This window comes from Pseudomonas flexibilis, assembly GCF_000806415.1.
Classification (GTDB): Bacteria; Pseudomonadota; Gammaproteobacteria; order Pseudomonadales; family Pseudomonadaceae; genus Serpens; species Serpens flexibilis.
Genome location: NZ_JTAK01000011.1, coordinates 23,063 through 39,547 on the forward strand (window position 1 = coordinate 23,063; position 16,485 = coordinate 39,547).

General features: G+C 68.1%; 12 protein-coding genes and 1 riboswitch. Of the genes, 6 read left to right on the forward strand and 6 right to left on the reverse strand.

Annotated elements, in window-relative coordinates; translation table 11 throughout:
* Positions 1 to 2 precede the first annotated feature (2 nt).
* Genes selB through fdnG form a run of 6 tightly spaced genes read right to left on the reverse strand, consistent with a single transcriptional unit; the run spans position 3 to position 8,964 of the window.
* A complete protein-coding gene (gene selB / locus PT85_RS16950; RefSeq protein ID WP_039607315.1) occupies positions 3 to 1,904 on the reverse strand; it encodes a selenocysteine-specific translation elongation factor in 1,902 nt (633 codons plus the stop codon).
* On the reverse strand, positions 1,901 to 3,301 hold the full coding sequence (selA, locus tag PT85_RS16955) for an L-seryl-tRNA(Sec) selenium transferase (protein WP_037008642.1): 1,401 nt from the start codon (positions 3,299 to 3,301) through the stop codon (positions 1,901 to 1,903). Before selA ends, selB begins: the two co-directional genes overlap by 4 nt.
* Entirely contained in the window at positions 3,298 to 4,221 is a 924-nt protein-coding gene (gene fdhE / locus PT85_RS16960) for a formate dehydrogenase accessory protein FdhE (protein WP_027589826.1), read from the reverse strand. The genes selA and fdhE overlap by 4 nt, the downstream gene beginning before the upstream one ends.
* Before the next feature lie 33 nt (positions 4,222 to 4,254).
* On the reverse strand, positions 4,255 to 4,920 hold the full coding sequence (locus PT85_RS16965; RefSeq protein WP_052199713.1) for a formate dehydrogenase subunit gamma: 666 nt from the start codon (positions 4,918 to 4,920) through the stop codon (positions 4,255 to 4,257).
* Positions 4,917 to 5,888, reverse strand: a complete 972-nt coding sequence (gene fdxH, locus PT85_RS16970; protein ID WP_027589825.1) for a formate dehydrogenase subunit beta — start codon at positions 5,886 to 5,888, stop codon at positions 4,917 to 4,919. The genes PT85_RS16965 and fdxH overlap by 4 nt, the downstream gene beginning before the upstream one ends.
* A 1-nt stretch (position 5,889) precedes the next feature.
* Complete coding sequence (gene fdnG, locus PT85_RS16975) at positions 5,890 to 8,964, reverse strand: formate dehydrogenase-N subunit alpha (protein WP_139182071.1); 3,075 nt, start codon at positions 8,962 to 8,964, stop codon at positions 5,890 to 5,892.
* 216 nt (positions 8,965 to 9,180) lie between these two features.
* Here fdnG and PT85_RS16985 point away from each other — a divergent pair, with 216 nt between their 5' ends.
* The 6 genes from PT85_RS16985 to PT85_RS17010 all read left to right on the forward strand — a co-directional run bounded on the left by PT85_RS16985 (position 9,181) and on the right by PT85_RS17010 (position 16,403).
* Entirely contained in the window at positions 9,181 to 9,474 is a 294-nt protein-coding gene (locus PT85_RS16985; RefSeq protein WP_027589822.1) for a hypothetical protein, read from the forward strand.
* Positions 9,475 to 9,547: 73 nt separating this feature from the next.
* Positions 9,548 to 11,431: a 1-deoxy-D-xylulose-5-phosphate synthase gene (gene dxs, locus PT85_RS16990; protein WP_039607317.1), complete on the forward strand. Its 1,884-nt coding sequence runs from the start codon at positions 9,548 to 9,550 to the stop codon at positions 11,429 to 11,431.
* A gap of 292 nt (positions 11,432 to 11,723) precedes the next feature.
* The gene (gene cobT / locus PT85_RS16995; protein WP_039607318.1) at positions 11,724 to 12,770 is read left to right on the forward strand and encodes a nicotinate-nucleotide--dimethylbenzimidazole phosphoribosyltransferase; all 1,047 of its coding nucleotides are present in this window, start codon (positions 11,724 to 11,726) and stop codon (positions 12,768 to 12,770) included.
* Positions 12,767 to 13,543 (forward strand): adenosylcobinamide-GDP ribazoletransferase, encoded by a 777-nt coding sequence (locus PT85_RS17000; protein ID WP_082013097.1) that lies wholly within the window; start codon positions 12,767 to 12,769, stop codon positions 13,541 to 13,543. The genes cobT and PT85_RS17000 overlap by 4 nt, the downstream gene beginning before the upstream one ends.
* Positions 13,528 to 14,046: an alpha-ribazole phosphatase family protein gene (gene cobC, locus PT85_RS17005; RefSeq protein ID WP_039607338.1), complete on the forward strand. Its 519-nt coding sequence runs from the start codon at positions 13,528 to 13,530 to the stop codon at positions 14,044 to 14,046. Before PT85_RS17000 ends, cobC begins: the two co-directional genes overlap by 16 nt.
* A 193-nt stretch (positions 14,047 to 14,239) precedes the next feature.
* Positions 14,240 to 14,444, forward strand: a riboswitch (cobalamin riboswitch).
* 96 nt (positions 14,445 to 14,540) lie between these two features.
* Positions 14,541 to 16,403: a TonB-dependent receptor domain-containing protein gene (locus tag PT85_RS17010; RefSeq protein WP_039607319.1), complete on the forward strand. Its 1,863-nt coding sequence runs from the start codon at positions 14,541 to 14,543 to the stop codon at positions 16,401 to 16,403.
* Positions 16,404 to 16,485: the final 82 nt, after the last annotated feature.

Sequence of the window (16,485 nt, forward strand, 5' to 3'; positions counted from 1 at the left end):
CCCTAGTTGCCCACCAGCCCGCTGTCACGCCGCACCCGGCGTTCGTTGCCGAAGCGGCGGGTCAGGCCGACGCGGTCGAAATGCTCCAGCAGCTGGATGCTGCGCTTGCGGCCCAGGCCGATGCGGTCGCGGAAGGCGGCGGCGCGCACGGCGCCCTGCTCGGTTTCGAGCGCCAGCAGGATGCGCGCCGCGCGCCGCAGCGTGGCTTCCGGGTAGAACAGATCGCGCACCACCTGCTGCAGCTGCCCCAACCGTGCCAGCTTGCGCAGCAGCAGGCGCATGTCCGCTTCGGTCGTGCCCGTCTCACGGGCCAGATCGCGCACCCAGGGCGGGTCGAAGCCGCCGGCGTCCAGCAGCGGCCAGATACGCGCCTTGAGCGCTTCCTCCGTCTCGCCCAGGCGCACCTGGTGGTCGGGCCGATGCAGCCAGGGGCCGCTGCTGGCCACCGCGCCAGCGGCCAGGCTCTCCTCCAGCCGGGCGATGAATACGGCGCGCTCCAGCTGCGGCAGCGCGTAGCGACGCAGGCGATCCCGGTCCGGGCCCAGCTCGTCCGGCTGTTCCTCGTGAAAGCGCTGCAGGCCGGTCACCAATGTCGCGCCCAGTTGCCGCCAGCGCTCGGCCAGCAGCAACCGGGGGCCGACGCGGGTGGCAATGCGCAGCACCCCTGCGGGCAGCGGCCAGCTGTCCGGCAGGCGGTTGAACTGCCGCTCCAGCATCGCCGGCTCCAGGCCGTTGGGCGCATGGGCCAGCAGCACAGGCAGGGCGCTTTCCAGTCCGCCATCGACCAGCGCCCGCAGTTGCGCCAGACGCTCCGGGCTGCGCCGTTGGCGACTGGGCGCAAACGGGTCCAGCACCCGGCCGCCGCCCAGGGTCTGGCGGGCGCTCTGGTCGCGCAGCACCAGGGCATCGCCGTGCCCGGCGTGCAGCGGTGCGTTCAGCACCAGTTGCGCCAGGCCCGGCGGGCCCGGCTCCAGTACCTCGCCGTCCAGCAGAGCGACGCGTCCGCTGACATCCTGCGCGCCGAGGTGCACATGCACTGGCGTCCAGTGGCGCAGCGGGCGCGCGCCGGGCAGCAGGCGCACCTGTACATCCACACGGCTGGACGGCGCATGCAGCGCCGGCGCCAGCAGCCAGTCGCCGCGCCGGATGCGCTCCGGGGACACGCGCTCGCCGGCCAGGTTCAGCGCCACCCGCTGGCCGGCCCAGGCCTGCCGGGCCTCCCGGTTCTGCGCGTGCAGGCCGCGTACCCGCACCTTGAACCCGGCGGGACTGAGCACGAGCTCGTCACCCACGCTGACCGTGCCGGCAAAAGCCGTGCCGGTGACCACCGTGCCGGCCCCGCCGATGCTGAACGCGCGGTCGATGGCCAGGCGGAAGTGGCCATCGGCACGCTGGCGGCGACAGGTGCCGGCTTCATCGGCCAATGCAGCACGCAACAGGTCCACGCCTTCACCGGTGAGCGCCGACACCGGAAACAGCGGCGCCCCGGCATACGGCCCCGGCGCCAGCAGCCGACGCACCTCCTCGGCCGCTTCGGCGACCCGCCCCGGCTCGACACGATCAATCTTGGTGAGAGCCACCAGGGCACGCGGAATGCCCAGCAGCTCGACAATCGCCAAGTGCTCGCGGGTCTGCGGCATCACGCCGTCATCGGCGGCCACCACCAGCAGCACCCGATCAATGCCGCCGGCACCGGCCAGCATGTTGTGGATGAAGCGCTCGTGGCCCGGTACATCGATGAAACCCAGCGGCTCGTCCAGCCCGAGCTCCAGGTACTGGTAGCCGAGGTCGATGGTCATGCCGCGCTCGCGCTCCTCGCGGCGGCGGTCGCCGGCCTGGCCGGTGAGGGCCTGCAGCAGCATGGTCTTGCCGTGGTCGATATGGCCGGCGGTCCCGATGATCATTCGCGCAGCAATGGCCACTGGGCCAGGAAGGCCGGTTCGTCATCCAGCTGCCGCAGGTCCAGCCACAGGGCGTCGTCGTCGATGCGCCCGAGCACCGGAATCGGCAGGCCGCGCAGGGTCTCCTCCAGCTGGCGCAGGGCGCGGCTCCTCAGGCGGCGCGGCTGTTGCGGCGTGAAGCGCAGCGCCGCGCTAGGCAGCCGTGCCACCGGCTGGGCACCGCTGCCGATCATGCCCAGGGCGTCCACCGCCTCCAGTTGCCAGTCGGCCGGCAGTGCGTCGCTCAGCGTCGGCAGCAGGCGCAAGGCCTGGGCGCGGATCTCCGCCTGCGGGCGGGTGAGCAGGCGCAGCGTGGGCAACCGCTCGGCCAGCCGCTCCGGGTCGCGGTACAGACGCAACACCGCTTCCAGGGCGGCGAGGGTCAGCTTGTCGACGCGCAGGGCGCGTTTGAGCGGATTCTTCTTCAGGCGCTGGATCAGCTCGCGCCGGCCGACGATGAGCCCGGCCTGGGGGCCGCCGAGCAGCTTGTCGCCGCTGAAAGTCACCAGCCCGGCGCCGTCGGCCAGCGCCTGGCGCACCGTGGGCTCCTGGGGCAGGCCCCAGCGCGACAGGTCCAGCAGGCTGCCGCTGCCCAGGTCCTCCAGCAGCGGCAGGCCGTGCCGGGCGGCAATGCGCGCCAACTGGTCGGTCGGCACGCTGGCGGTGAAGCCCTGCACGCTGTAGTTGCTGGTGTGCACGCGCATCAGCAGCGCACTGCGCGGGCCGATGGCAGCCTCGTAGTCGCGCGCATGGGTGCGGTTGGTGGTACCCACCTCGACCAGCTTCACGCCGGCGCGGGCCATGATGTCGGGGATGCGGAAGGCGCCGCCGATCTCGATCAGTTCGCCCCGCGAGATGATGCCTTCCTTGCGCGCGCCCAGGCTGTTGAGCGCCAGCAGCACGGCGGCGGCGTTGTTGTTGACCACGGTGACCGCCTCGGCGCCGGTCAGCTCGCACAGGAGTTCCTCGACCAGCGCGTCGCGATCACCGCGCCGGCCGCTGGCCAGGTCGAATTCCAGGTTGCCCGGATGACGGGCCGCCAGCGCCACCGCCTCGATGGCTTCCTCCGGCAGCAGGGCACGCCCCAGGTTGGTGTGCAGCACCGTGCCGGTCAGGTTGAACACCCGGCGCAATTGGCTGCGTTCCCGGCTGGCCAGCCGCTCGCCGACGCGGCCGGCCAGCACGGCGGCCTCCAGCTCCACGGCGGACAAGCGGCCCTGCAGGACGGGTTCGCGCAGCTCGTCCAGCAACTCGCGCAGACTGTGCAGCAGCGCCGCGCGCCCGTGCCGCTCCTGCAACGGAGCCATGGCCGGCGCCTGTAGCAGGCGCTCCACCGAGGGCAGGCGCACCGCCTCGTTCATCCCTCGCCTCCCGGCGCCAGCAGCAGGTTGGGCGCCAGGCGGTGAAAGCCCTGCTCATTCATCAGCATGTCCAGCTCCAGGCTGGCCAGGTCGGCGGACAGGCATTCCCCATCGGAGCGACGCTCCAGGTAGAGCAGCTTGAGGTAGCCATGGCAGCTCGGGCAGGCCTCGGCCTGCACATCGCCGGGCGTGCCGTCGCGGCGCACGTAGTCCAGCTCGCGGGTGGACAGGCACTGGCTGCACTTGAGGCGCACGAAGTGCCACTGCGCCGAGCAGAGCGAGCAGACCAGGTAGCGCAGGCCGTTGAACACGCCCCGGTGGCGGATCACCCCGGCCATGGGCGGCGCGCCGCAGCACGGGCAATGGGTCAGCTCGCCCGGTTCGGGCAGGGCTTCGAGGCGCTCGCGCAGACCGAGCAGCCAGTGGGTCCAGGCCAGTTGCAGACCGGCGCCGAGAAACGGCACCAGCGCCGCCGGCAGGCCTTCGTACTGGCCGGCCAGCAGCGCCACCGCCCAGGCCTTGCGCTGCGACTCGTCGGCGCGGTGCAGGCGCGCCAGCGCGGCGCGCACCGTGGGGTTGTCCGCGGTGTAGAAGATGTCCAGCCAGGCATCCAGCAGCGGCTGCCAGCCCCCCTCACGCACCAGGGTATCGACCGACAGCGGCGGCAGCCCGTGGCGCAGGGATTCCTGGATGCGCCGTTCGCTCAGCGCCGGCAGGGCGGGCGGCTGGTCGAGGACCTGCTGCTGGGCCCGGCAGACGCCGGCCAGCAGGCGCAGGTATTCGCCCAGCGGGTGATCGGTGGCCAGTGTGTCGAACTGCGCGGCACGCAGCGCGAAAAGGTCATGCGGTGGCAGCTGGATGAACGGCGGCCGTTCGGCCGCCGCCTCGATCTGCCCCGGTTCGAGAAGTTTCCCTGTCACACGACTGTCCTTTTCCGGGTTGGCGCATTCAGCCTAGCTGCGCGGCGGGCGATGCACGGTGCGTGTCGTCGGCGTTTCCTCGCCGGTGAGGTGCCGATACCAGAGGTAATGGTGCTTGCGCGCCCAGGCGCGACTGACGGTGCCGAACAGCATGGCGTCCATCGAGCCTTTCACCCAGATACCGGCATACACGTGCACGATGATGCTCATCACCAGCAGCCAGCCGGCCGCCGCATGAATCACGCTGGCCAGGCGCAGGCTGGTGAGGTCGAACAGGTGGCTGAACCAGGCGCGCCAGATGACCAGGCCGCTGAGCAGCAGCACCAGCATGAGCACGATCAGCACCCAGAACAGCAGCTTCTGGCCGGCGTTGTAGCGACCCACCTCCGGCAGCCGCTCCTCGCGGTTGGCCACCACGTCGTTCATCTGCCTGAGCCATTGCCAGTCGCGCCGCTCCATGCCGTTGTGGCGGGCGAAGCGGATGACCAGGAACAGGAAGAACACGAACATCGCCACGCCGAACCAGGGGTGCAGGATGCGCGTCCAGGTCCCGCCGCCGAACAGGCCGGACAAGCCGAACAGCCACGGGTGGAACAGCGCCAGCCCGGACAGGCCGGCGGCCAGGAACAACAGCGCCACCAGCCAGTGGTTGACGCGCTGACCGGCGGTGTAGCGAACGATGGGTCTGCTGCGGATCATCTCGGGGTTCCTCCGCTTCGCGGGTCGCGGGGATCGACCTGGTGCACACCGGGGTCGACCTGGTGCACTACAGGCTCGCCAGAAGGCGGCAGCGGATCGCCTGCCTCGGGGTCGTAGTCCTCCTCGACGCGGTTCGGGCCGATTCCCACGTAGTGGAAGAAACCACCGAGCACCGCCGCGCCCATGGCCAGCAGCGCCAGCGGCTTGGTGACGCCCTTCCACAGGCTGACCAGCGGACTGATGGTCGGGTCCTGGGCCAGACCGCTGTACAGCTGCGGCTGGTCGGCGTGGTGCAGCACATACATCACGTGGGTGCCCCCAACACCGGCCGGATCGTACAGCCCGGCCTGCTCGAAGCCGCGCTCCTTGAGGTCGGCGATGCGTCCGGCGGCGTGGTTGCGCATGTCGTCCTTGCTGCCGAAGACGATGGCGCCGGTCGGGCAGGTCTTCACGCAGGCCGGCTCCAGGCCCACCGCCACGCGGTCGGAACACAGGGTGCACTTGTAGGCCTTCTTGTCCTTGGCGGACAGCCGCGGGATGTTGAACGGGCAGCCGGTGATGCAGTAGCCGCAGCCGATGCAGTGGTCCTGGTTGAAGTCGACGATGCCGTTGGCGTACTTCACGATCGCGCCGGGGCTCGGGCAGGCCTTCAGGCAGCCCGGCTCGGCGCAGTGCATGCAGCCGTCCTTGCGGATCAGCCATTCCAGGTTGCCCGAGTCCGGGTTCTCGTACTCGGCGAAGCGCATCAGCGTCCAGGACTCGGCGGTCAGGTCCATGGGGTTGTCGTAGATGCCGTGGTTCTCGCCCACCTCGTCACGCAGGTCGTTCCACTCCGAGCACGCTACCTGGCAGGCCTTGCAGCCGATGCACTTGGAGGTGTCGATCAGCTTGGCCACCTCCATCGTGTCGCGCACCGAGGGCGGTTGCGTGGTGGTGGCGGAGCGGGCAATCAGGTCTTGGGTCGCCATGTCATGCCTTCTCCACGTTGACCAGGAAGGACTTGAACTCCGGGGTCTGGGTGTTGCCGTCGCCCACGAACGGAGTCAGCGTGTTGGTGATGAAGCCGTTCTTGGCCAGTCCCGAGAAGCCCCAGTGCAGCGGGATGCCCACGTGGTGCACCGTGCGCCCGTCCACGGTGAGCGGGCGGATGCGCTTGGTGACTACCGCCACCGCCTTGATGTAGCCGCGGTTGGACGACACCTTCACGCGGTCGCCGGCGGCGATGCCCAGCTCGCTGGCCAATGCCTCGCCGATCTCCACGAACTGCTCCGGCTGGGTGATCGCATTCAGCCGGCAGTGCTTGGTCCAGAAATGGAAATGCTCGGTGAGGCGGTAGGTGGTGGCCGCGTAGGGAAATTCCTCGGCGGTGCCGAACAGCTCCATGTCGTTCTTGAACACCCGCGCCGCCGGGTTGCTGCGCGCCAAGGGGTTGTCCGGGTGCAACGGGTTGCGGCCGATGGGCGTCTCGAACGGCTCGTAGTGCTCGGGGAACGGGCCCTCGGCCATCATGTCCACGGCGAAGAAGCGCGCCGTGCCCTCGGGGGTCATGATGAACGGGCTCATGCCCTCCTCCGGCGGCGAGTCGAGCTTGAAGTCGGGGACGTCCGTGCCGGCCCAGCGCGTGCCGTTCCACCACACCAGGCGCTTCTTCACCGGATCCCAGGGGTGGCCGTCCGGCCGCGCCGAGGCGCGGTTGTAGAGAATCCGCCGGTTGGCCGGCCACGCCCAGGCCCAGCCCAGGGTCTGGCCCATGCCGAAGGGGTCGGCGTTGTCGCGCCGCGCCATCTGGTTGCCCTGCTGGGTCCAGGAGCCGGACCATATCCAGCAGCCGCAGGCCGTGGAACCGTCGGCGCGCAACTGGCCGAAGCCGGCCAGCTGTTCGCCGGCACGCACCTCGACCGCGCCGGTGTTCGGGTCCGTCAGGTTGGTCAGCGCCTTGCCGCTGTACTCCATGGCGATTTCTTCGGCGCTGGGCTCGTCGGGGCGTGCGTAGTTCCAGTGCAGGCCGAGGATCGGATCGGGGAACACGCCGCCCTCGCTCAGGTAAAGCTCGCGCAGCCGGTGATACAGGCCGGCCATGATGTGCACGTCGGTGCGCGCCAGCCCTGGCGGGTCACCGGCCTGCCAGTGCCATTGCAGCCAGCGACCACTGTTGACCAGCGCGCCATTCTCCTCGGCGAAGCAGGTGGTGGGCAGGCGGAACACCGTGGTCTGGATGGCGGCGGTGTCCACATCGTTGTGCTCGCCGGCGTTGCGCCAGAACTCGGCCGTCTCGGTCTGCAGGGGGTCCATGACCACCAGGTACTTCAGCCGCGACAGCGCAGCGCTGACCTTGGCCTTGTTGGGGAACGAGCCGATGGGATTGAAGCCCTGGCAGAAGTACCCGTTGATCTGCCCCTCGTACATCATGTCGAACACTTTCAGCACGTCGTAGCCGGGGATATCCAGCTTCGGCAGCCAGTCGTAGGCCCAGTTGTTTTCCACCGTGGCGTTGGGTCCGAACCAGGCCTTCATCAGGCTGACGTGGAAGCGCTCGTAGTACTGCCAGTAGGACAGCTGGTTGGGCCGCAGCGGCCGCGGCGCCCGCCCGGCGATGTAGGCGGCGTAGTCCTGCTCGGTGTCCCGGGGCAGGGTCAGGTAGCCGGGCAGCAGGTTGGAGAGCAGGCCCAGGTCGGTGAGTCCCTGGATGTTGGAGTGACCACGCAGGGCGTTCATGCCGCCGCCCGGCATGCCGATGTTGCCCAGCAGCAGCTGCACCATGGCGCCGCAGCGGATCATCTGCGAGCCCACGGTGTGCTGGGTCCAGCCCAGGGCGTACATGATGGTCATGACCTTGCCGGGCGCCGAGGTTTCCGCCACGGCCTCCCAGACCTTGAGCATCAGGTCCTGCGGCGTGCCGCAGATGCTGCTGACCAGTTCCGGCGTGTAGCGGCTGTAGTGGGCGCGCAGCAGCTGGTAGACGCAGCGCGGATGGCTGAGCGTCGGGTCGGTCAGCGCGTAGCCGTCCGGGCCGATTTCGTAGTTCCAGGTCGACTTGTCCGGATAGCCGCGTCGCTCGGCGTCGTAGCCGTCGAACAGGCCGTTCTCGAAGCCGAAGCCCTCGCGCACGATCAGCGGCAGGTCGGTGTAGTTGCGCACGTACTCGTGCTGGATCTTGTCGTTCTCCAGCAGGTAGTTGATCAACCCGCCCAGGAAGGCGATGTCGGTGCCGGTGCGGATCGGTGCGTACAGGTCGGCCACCGAGGCCGAGCGGTTGAAGCGCGGGTCGACCACGATCAGCCGGGCCTTGTTGTGAGCCTTGGCTTCGGTCACCCACTTGAAGCCGCACGGGTGGGCTTCGGCGGCGTTGCCGCCCATGATCAGGATCAGATCGGCATTCTGGATGTCACTCCAGTGGTTCGTCATGGCACCGCGGCCAAACGTCGGGGCAAGACCTGCCACCGTCGGGCCGTGTCAGACACGCGCCTGGTTATCGAACCCCAGCATGCCGAGGGCGCGCACCACCTTGTGGGTGATGTAGCCGGACTCGTTGGACGACGCCGAGGCCGCCAGGAAGCCGGTGCTCAGCCAGCGGTTGACCGTCTGCCCCTGTTCGTTGCGCTCGATGAAGTTGGCGTCGCGATCGTCCTTCATCAGCCGGGCGATGCGATCCAGGGCGTCGTCCCAGCTGATCGGCGTCCACGTGTCGCTGCCGGGCTCGCGCACCTCCGGCTGGGTCAGGCGGTGCGGGCTGTGGACGAAGTCCAGCAGGCCGGCGCCCTTCGGGCACAGGGTGCCGCGATTGACCGGATGATCCGAGTCACCCTCGATGTGGATGATTTCCTGGCTGACGTTCTTGCCACCACTGCCCTGGCTGTACAGGATCAGCCCGCAGCCGACCGAGCAGTACGGGCAGGTGTTGCGGGTTTCCCGGGTGTGGGCGAGTTTGAAGTGGCGAATCGATTCGGCGTAGGCGGGTGGCGGAGCCATGCCCAGCGCCGCCAGGCTGGACGCCCCAAGGCCGACACCGCAGACCTTGAAGAACTGCCGACGGTTCATGTCCATCACGCATCTCCTGCTCAGGCTGGCCGGTCCCTGCGGTCGTGCGGTGCCGCAGGCTGTGCCGGCAGGCGCGACCTCTGCCAAGGTCGTCACCTCTGGTTAAACAGTAGCCAATGCCGGCCAGTTGGCAATCGACCGGCCCGACGGCCACCCCACAGGCTCGCAAAGTCACGCCGAGAGCCCCTACACTGCGCGTCCATTCAACGGAAGGTCGATGCGATGCGGGTTGAAGGCTTTTTCGAAAGCATGGGCGAGGCGCTGGGCACCCTGCTGCGCTGGATCATCGATGGCCTGTATGGACTGTTCGAGGCGATCGCCGATGCCGGCCGCGGCTTTCTCAACGGCCTGGCCAGCGCCCTGGGCATGGACGCCTCGCTGCTCAGCCTGGCGGCGCTGGTCGTCGGCCTGCTGATCCTGGTGTCGGCGGTGCGCGCCCTGCTGCGCCGCGCCTTCATTTCCGGCGTGCTGCTGTTGCTGCTGGGCCTGTGGCTGCTCAGCCTGTTCATTCACTGAACAGCCGATTGGGCAGCCTCACACGCTTCGAGTAAACTGCGCCGTCTTTTACCCCGATGAAACGATCAGTCTGATGCCCAAGACGTTCCATGAAATCCCCCGCCAGCGTCCCGCCACGCCCCTGCTCGACCGCGCCGCAACGCCCGTCGAGCTGCGCCGTCTGAGCGAAGCGGAACTGGAACAACTGGCCGACGAACTGCGCCAGGAGCTGCTCTACAGTGTCGGGCAGACCGGCGGCCACTTCGGCGCCGGGCTCGGCGTGATCGAGCTGACCATTGCCCTGCACTACATCTTCGACACCCCGGATGACCGGCTGGTGTGGGACGTGGGCCATCAGGCGTATCCGCACAAGATCCTGACCGGTCGTCGCCAGCGCATGGGCACCCTGCGCCAGAAGGACGGCCTGGCCGCCTTCCCGCGCCGCAGCGAGAGCGAGTACGACACCTTCGGCGTCGGTCACTCCAGCACCAGCATCGGCGCGGCGCTGGGCATGGCTATCGCCAACCGCCTGCGCGGTGAGAAGCGCAAGGCCATCGCGGTGATCGGCGATGGCGCACTGACCGCCGGCATGGCTTTCGAGGCGCTCAACCACGCCCCGGAAGTCGGCGCCGACATGCTGGTGGTGCTCAACGACAACGACATGTCGATCTCGCGCAACGTCGGCGGCATGTCCAACTACCTGGCCAAGATCCTTTCCAGCCGTACCTACGCCTCCATGCGCGAGGGCAGCAAGAAGGTGCTGTCGCGCCTGCCCGGCGCCTGGGAAATCGCCCGCCGCACCGAGGAATACGCCAAGGGCATGCTGGTGCCCGGCACCCTGTTCGAGGAACTGGGCTGGAACTACATCGGCCCCATCGACGGCCACGACCTGCCGACCCTGATTGCCACCCTGCGCAACATGCGCGACCTGTCCGGGCCGCAGTTCCTGCACGTGGTGACCAAGAAGGGCAAGGGCTTCGCCCCGGCCGAGCTGGACCCGATCGCCTGGCACGCCATCAACAAGCTGGAAGACGCACCCAAGGCCCCGAAGAAGCCGGCCGGCCCGCGCTATTCCAACGTGTTCGGCCAGTGGCTGTGCGACATGGCCGCCCAGGACGCGCGCCTGCTGGGCATCACCCCGGCCATGAAGGAAGGCTCCGACCTGGTGGCCTTCAGCGAGCGCTTCCCGGACCGCTACTTCGACGTGGCCATCGCCGAGCAGCATGCCGTGACCCTCGCCGCCGGCATGGCCTGCGAAGGCGCCAAGCCGGTGGTGGCGATCTACTCCACCTTCCTGCAGCGCGCCTACGACCAGTTGATCCACGACGTGGCGGTGCAGGACCTCGATGTGCTGTTCGCCATCGACCGCGCCGGCCTGGTCGGCGAGGACGGCCCGACCCACGCCGGCAGCTTCGACCTCTCCTACCTGCGCTGCATCCCCGGCATGGTGGTCATGACCCCCAGCGACGAGAACGAGTTGCGCCGCATGCTGACCACCGGCTTCCTGCACAACGGGCCGGCCGCCGTGCGCTACCCGCGCGGCACCGGCCCGAACGCGCCGCTGGAGCCGGGCCTGCAGCCACTGGACATCGGCAAGGGCGTGATCCGTCGCCAGGGCCGGCGCGTCGCCCTGCTGGCCTTCGGCGTGCAGCTGGCCGAAGCCTTGAAGGTCGGCGAAACCCTGGACGCTACCGTGGTCGACATGCGTTTCGTCAAGCCGCTGGACGAGGCCCTGGTGCGCCAACTGGCGGCCGAGCATGAGCTGCTGGTGACCATCGAGGAAAACAGCATCATGGGCGGCGCCGGCAGCGCGGTCAGCGAGTTCCTGAGCAGCAAAGCCATCGTCAAGCCGCTGCTGCACCTGGGACTGCCCGACCGTTACGTCGAGCACGCCAAGCCCAGCGAGATGCTGGCCGAGTGCGGGCTGGACGAGGCGGGGATCGAAGCGGCGGTGCGAAAGCGGCTGGACAGCCTGTAGGGCGGACAACGCTGTTTTGTCCGCCGGACACGGCTTCGGTTGGGAACCATCGGCGGACAGGAAAGCGCTGTCCGCCCTACATCCGGTCGGTGCAGCTGTAGGGCGGACAACGTTGTTTTGTCCGCCGAACGCGGCTTCGGTCGGGAACCATCGGCGGACAGGAAGGCACTGTCCGCGCTACGCCCCTAGCCCCCCTGATGCTTGTCCCGCCCCGCTCCCGGCAGTAAGGTTCCGGCGGCCCCCTTTTTCATTCCTTCCGCACCGGCCCGCCCCGGTGCTATCGAGCGCCTTGATGTCTTCCCTGCCCTGCTTCAACCTTTCTGCCCCCGACACCGCCATCCTTCCGGCCCTGCGCCACAAGATCGATCGCAAGACCAAGCCCCTCGGCGCCCTTGGCCAGCTGGAGGCGCTGGTCTTGCAGATCGGCTGGGTACAGCAGACCCTCAGCCCCGAGCTGAACCGCCCGAGCCTGACCATCTTCGCCGCCGACCACGGCCTGGCCCAGTCCGGCGTCAGCGCCTATCCGGCCGAAGTCACCCCGCAGATGGTGTACAACTTCCTGGCCGGCGGCGCCGCCACCAACAGCTTCGCGCGCCAGCATGGCTTCGCCTTCCAGGTGGTGGATGCCGGGGTGAACCACGACTTCCCCACCGACCTGCCGCTGCGCCACGAGAAAATCGCCCACGGTACCGCCAACTGCCTCGAAGGCCCGGCCATGAGCCGCGAGCAGGCGCTGCGCTGCCTGGAAACCGGCCGACGCATCGCCCACGAGGAAGTCGCCCTGGGTAGCAACGTGCTGGCCTTCGGCGAGATGGGTATCGGCAACACCTCCGCCGCCACGCTGCTCAGCCACCTGCTGGCCGACCTGCCGATCGCCGCCTGCACCGGACGCGGCACCGGCCTGGACGACGCCGGCCTGGCGCGCAAGGTCGCCACCCTGCAGGCGGTGGCCGAGCGCGTCGGCCCCGGCCCGCACGACGCCCTGAATGCTCTTGCCGAAGTCGGCGGCTTCGAGGTGGCGATGATGACCGGCGCCATGCTGGGCAGCGCCGAGAAGGGTGCGCTGATCCTGGTCGACGGCTTCATCGCCACCGCCGCGCTGCTGGCCGCCATGCAGATCGCGCCGGCGGTGCGCGACTACGCGGTATTTGGCCATCGTTCCCAGGAAGGCGGTCACCCGCTGTTGCTGGCGCACCTCAAGGCCACGCCCCTGCTGCAGCTGGACCTGCGCCTGGGCGAAGGCAGCGGCGCGGTGCTGGCCTTCCCGCTGTTGCAGGCCGCCTGCGGCTTCCTCAACGAGATGGCCTCGTTCGAATCCGCCGGCGTCTCCGACCGATGAGCGAGCGTTCCGCCCTGCGCCGGGAGACCGACCGTTTCCTGTTGTCCCTGCAGTTCTTCACCCGGGTGCCGATCCCCGCGCGGGTGCCCTATTCCGAGGACGAGCTGAACAGGGCGGCGATTTACTTCCCGCTGATCGGCACGCTGATCGGCGCGGCCTGCGCGCTGGTCTACTGGGGCGCCAGCTTCCTGTGGGATGCGCCGATCGCCATCTTCCTGAGCATGGTGTTCGGTCTGCTGCTCACCGGCTGCTTCCACGAGGACGGCCTGGCCGACTGCATGGACGGCATGGGTGGCGGCTGGGACCGCGAGCGCATCCTCACCATCATGCAGGACTCCCGGCTGGGCACCTACGGCGCCGCCACGCTGCTGGCGGCGCTGGGCGGCAAGTTCCTGCTGCTGGTGTCGCTGCCCGCCGCACTGGTGATTCCGCTGATGATCCTCGCCCATGCCGTCGGCCGCCTGAACGCGGCGACCATGATGCTCACCGAGTCCTATGCGCGCCCGGAAGGCAAGGCCAAGCCGCTGGCGGTGCGCATCTCGCTGCTCGGCCTGCTGATCGCCGCCGCGCTGGCCCTGGCGCCATTCCTGTGGATCGAACTGCCGCCCCTGCTGTGGCTGGCGGTGCTGCCGCTGATTCCCCTGCGCCTGTGGTTCGCCCGCTGGCTGCGCAAGTGGATCGGCGGGTTTACCGGCGACTGCCTGGGTGCGCTGCAACAATTGAGCGAGCTGACCTTCCTGCTCGGGGCGTTGGCGCTGTGCCGCTTTATCTGATCCGCCACACCCGCGTCGGCTGCGCGCCGGGGCTGTGCTACGGCCAGCTGGATGTACCGCTGACCGACAGCTTCGCTGCCGAAGCCCAGGCCGTGCGAAATGAGCTGGCCCAGACCTTTCCCGACGGCCTGCCGCCGGTGTGGAGCAGCCCCAGCCTGCGCTGCCGCACACTGGCCGATGCGCTGGAAGTGCCCTACTGCGCCGATGCGCGGCTGATGGAGCTGAACTTCGGCGCCTGGGAAGGCCGCACCTGGGCGGAGCTGGATTCCCCCGAGGCGCGCCACTGGGGCGATCACTGGCAGAGTGCCGCGCCGCCCGGCGGCGAATCCCTGCCCGAACTGCTGGCCCGGCTGCGGGAGTTCCTCGACGAGATCGAAACCGGCGATGCCCTGCTGATCACCCATGCCGGGCCGATCCGCGCGCTGCATCACCTGCTGCTCGGCGAACCCCTGGAAACGGCGTTTCGCCGGCCGGTGGGCTACGGCCAATTGCTGCGCCTGTAACAGAAGCGCGGCCTGCGCACTGACCTGTGGGAGCTCATTCGCGAGCTCTTAGTGCGCTCCGCAGCCAGAAGCTCGCGAATGAATTCGCTCCCACAAGCACAAAAGCGGCGCCGCGCATCGGACGCCGCCACCCGCAGGCGCCAGGCCATTCTTAACCCCGGTCATTGCCTCCACGCCCCCCGCCCGTTATGGTGCGCGCGTTTTTCTTGTCGGTGCGCAAGCGTTTTTGCGTTAAACGGGAAGCCGGTGGCGCTCTTTGGAGCCATCCCGGCACTGCCCCCGCAACGGTGAATGACCGCCCCTCGGGCGGCGACTCCAACAGCCACTGGGAATTTTCCCGGGAAGGCGGAGTCGTCAGGGTCATGAGTCCGGAGACCGGCCGACAGGAAGCGACTGGTGTTGCGGAGGGCGGCACCGTCAAGCGCTGTCTCCCGTATGCCGCGCTTGTGTTCCTGCCCTCCTCAAAAGCATTGATCTTTTGAGGAATTCTTCTGATGAAACTGTCCCGCCTGGCCCTGGCGATTGCCCTGGCCTCCCCTGCGGCATTCGCCGCCAATGAAACCCCACGCTTCGATGAACAGCTGAAGCTGCCGGAGGTGGTGGTAACGGCCTCGCGTACCGCCGAAAGCAAGGGCGACACCTACAGCGCCGTAACCGTGTTTACCCGCGATGACATCGAACGCCTGCAGCCGAGCACTGTGCCCGATCTTCTGCGCCGCACCCCAGGCGTGCAGGTCATGCAGAACGGCGGACGCGGCTCAACCGTTGGGGTGTTCGTCCGCGGCACCAAGACGGCACAGACACTGGTGCTGATCGACGGCCAGCGCGCCAACGACACCAACCTCGGCGGTGCTCCACTGAACACTCTGAGCGTGGATCAAATTGAACGGGTCGAAATCCTGCGCGGCCCGCGCTCAGCCATCTACGGTTCCGATGCCATCGGCGGTGTCATCCAGATCTTTACCCGCCGAGCCGAAGGACCCGGCCTGTCTCCGCGCGTTCGGGTTGCCTACGGCAGCCACGACACATGGGAGCAATCCCTAGGCCTGTCCGGCGGCAACAACGCCACCCGCTTCAACCTGAGCCTTAACCACGAGCAGAGCAATGGCTTCAGCCGCTCCAGCCTGCGCACCGGAACGGATGCCGACAACGACGGGTTTGAAAACTCCTCGATTGCCCTGAATCTCAATCATCGTTTCAGCTCGCAGACCGAGGCCGGGCTGAACATCAGCCACACGGATAGTGAGTACGAATACGATGGCTTCGGCTGGAGCCAGTTCCCCTACGACGAGGTCAAGAACAGCTTCTATTCCGCCTACCTCAGCCACCAGTTGACTCAACTCTGGAGTACACGCCTGGAACTGGGTTACTCGGAAGGCGAAATGCACAACCTCGACAGGGCGGCGGTGACCGACAGCTTCAACGAAACCGAGCGCGAAAGCCTGAACTGGACAAACAGCCTGTCCCTGAGCGATGCACAGCGCCTACAGGTCGGCCTCGACTGGTACCGCGACCATATCCACAACTCCGGACGCTACACGGAAGACTCCCGCTACAACGCAGCCGCCTTCCTCCAGCACAGCTACAACGGCGAGAATTTCGGCACCGAAGTGGGCGTGCGCCACGATGACAACCAGCAGTTCGGCACTGAGAACTCGTGGAACGCCGCATTCAAATTGCCCCTGAATGACCGGCACCAGGTCACGCTATCGTATGCGGAAGGCTTCCGGGCTCCGCTGCTCAGCGACCTTTACTACCCAGTGAACTGTTATCCCGGCTGGGGATGCTCCGGCGGCAACCCGGACCTACAGCCGGAAACCTCGCGAACCTACGAACTGCGCTGGACCGGCCTGGTCAGCCCGCAGGTGGATATCGAGGCAGCTGCCTATCGCACCGAACTGGAAGACGCCATCAACGGTTGGCCGCCGGCCAACCTGGACGAGGCCCGCATCGACGGCATCGAAGTCACGGTGTCGGCAGACCTGCTGGGCTGGCAGAACCACCTCAGTCTGAGCCTGCTGAACGCCGAGGACCGTGCGACCGGCAACGACTTGGTCAACCGCGCCCGGAAGACGCTGAGCTGGGACATCGATCGCCACTTCGGTCAGTTTGCGGTAGGCGCCAGCTGGAGCGCCTCCGGCCGGACCTATTTCGACCCGGCAAACACCACCGTTATCCCGGGCTATGGCTTGCTGGGACTGCGCGCCCGCTGGCAGGCGCATCCTGAGCTGGAGGTGGCGGTAAAGGTCGATAACCTCTTGGACAAGGCGTACTACACCACCACCAACTTCGGAGTCCCCTATCAGGAAGATGGTCGCTCCGCGCAGCTGGCTTTTACCTGGACTCCCTCCCTGTAACCCCCTAGCGGTTGCCGGCACGCCGGCAACCCGCCATATTCCGCGGGCGCCGCCGATGCGGTGCGTCCCCCTGATTCGACGA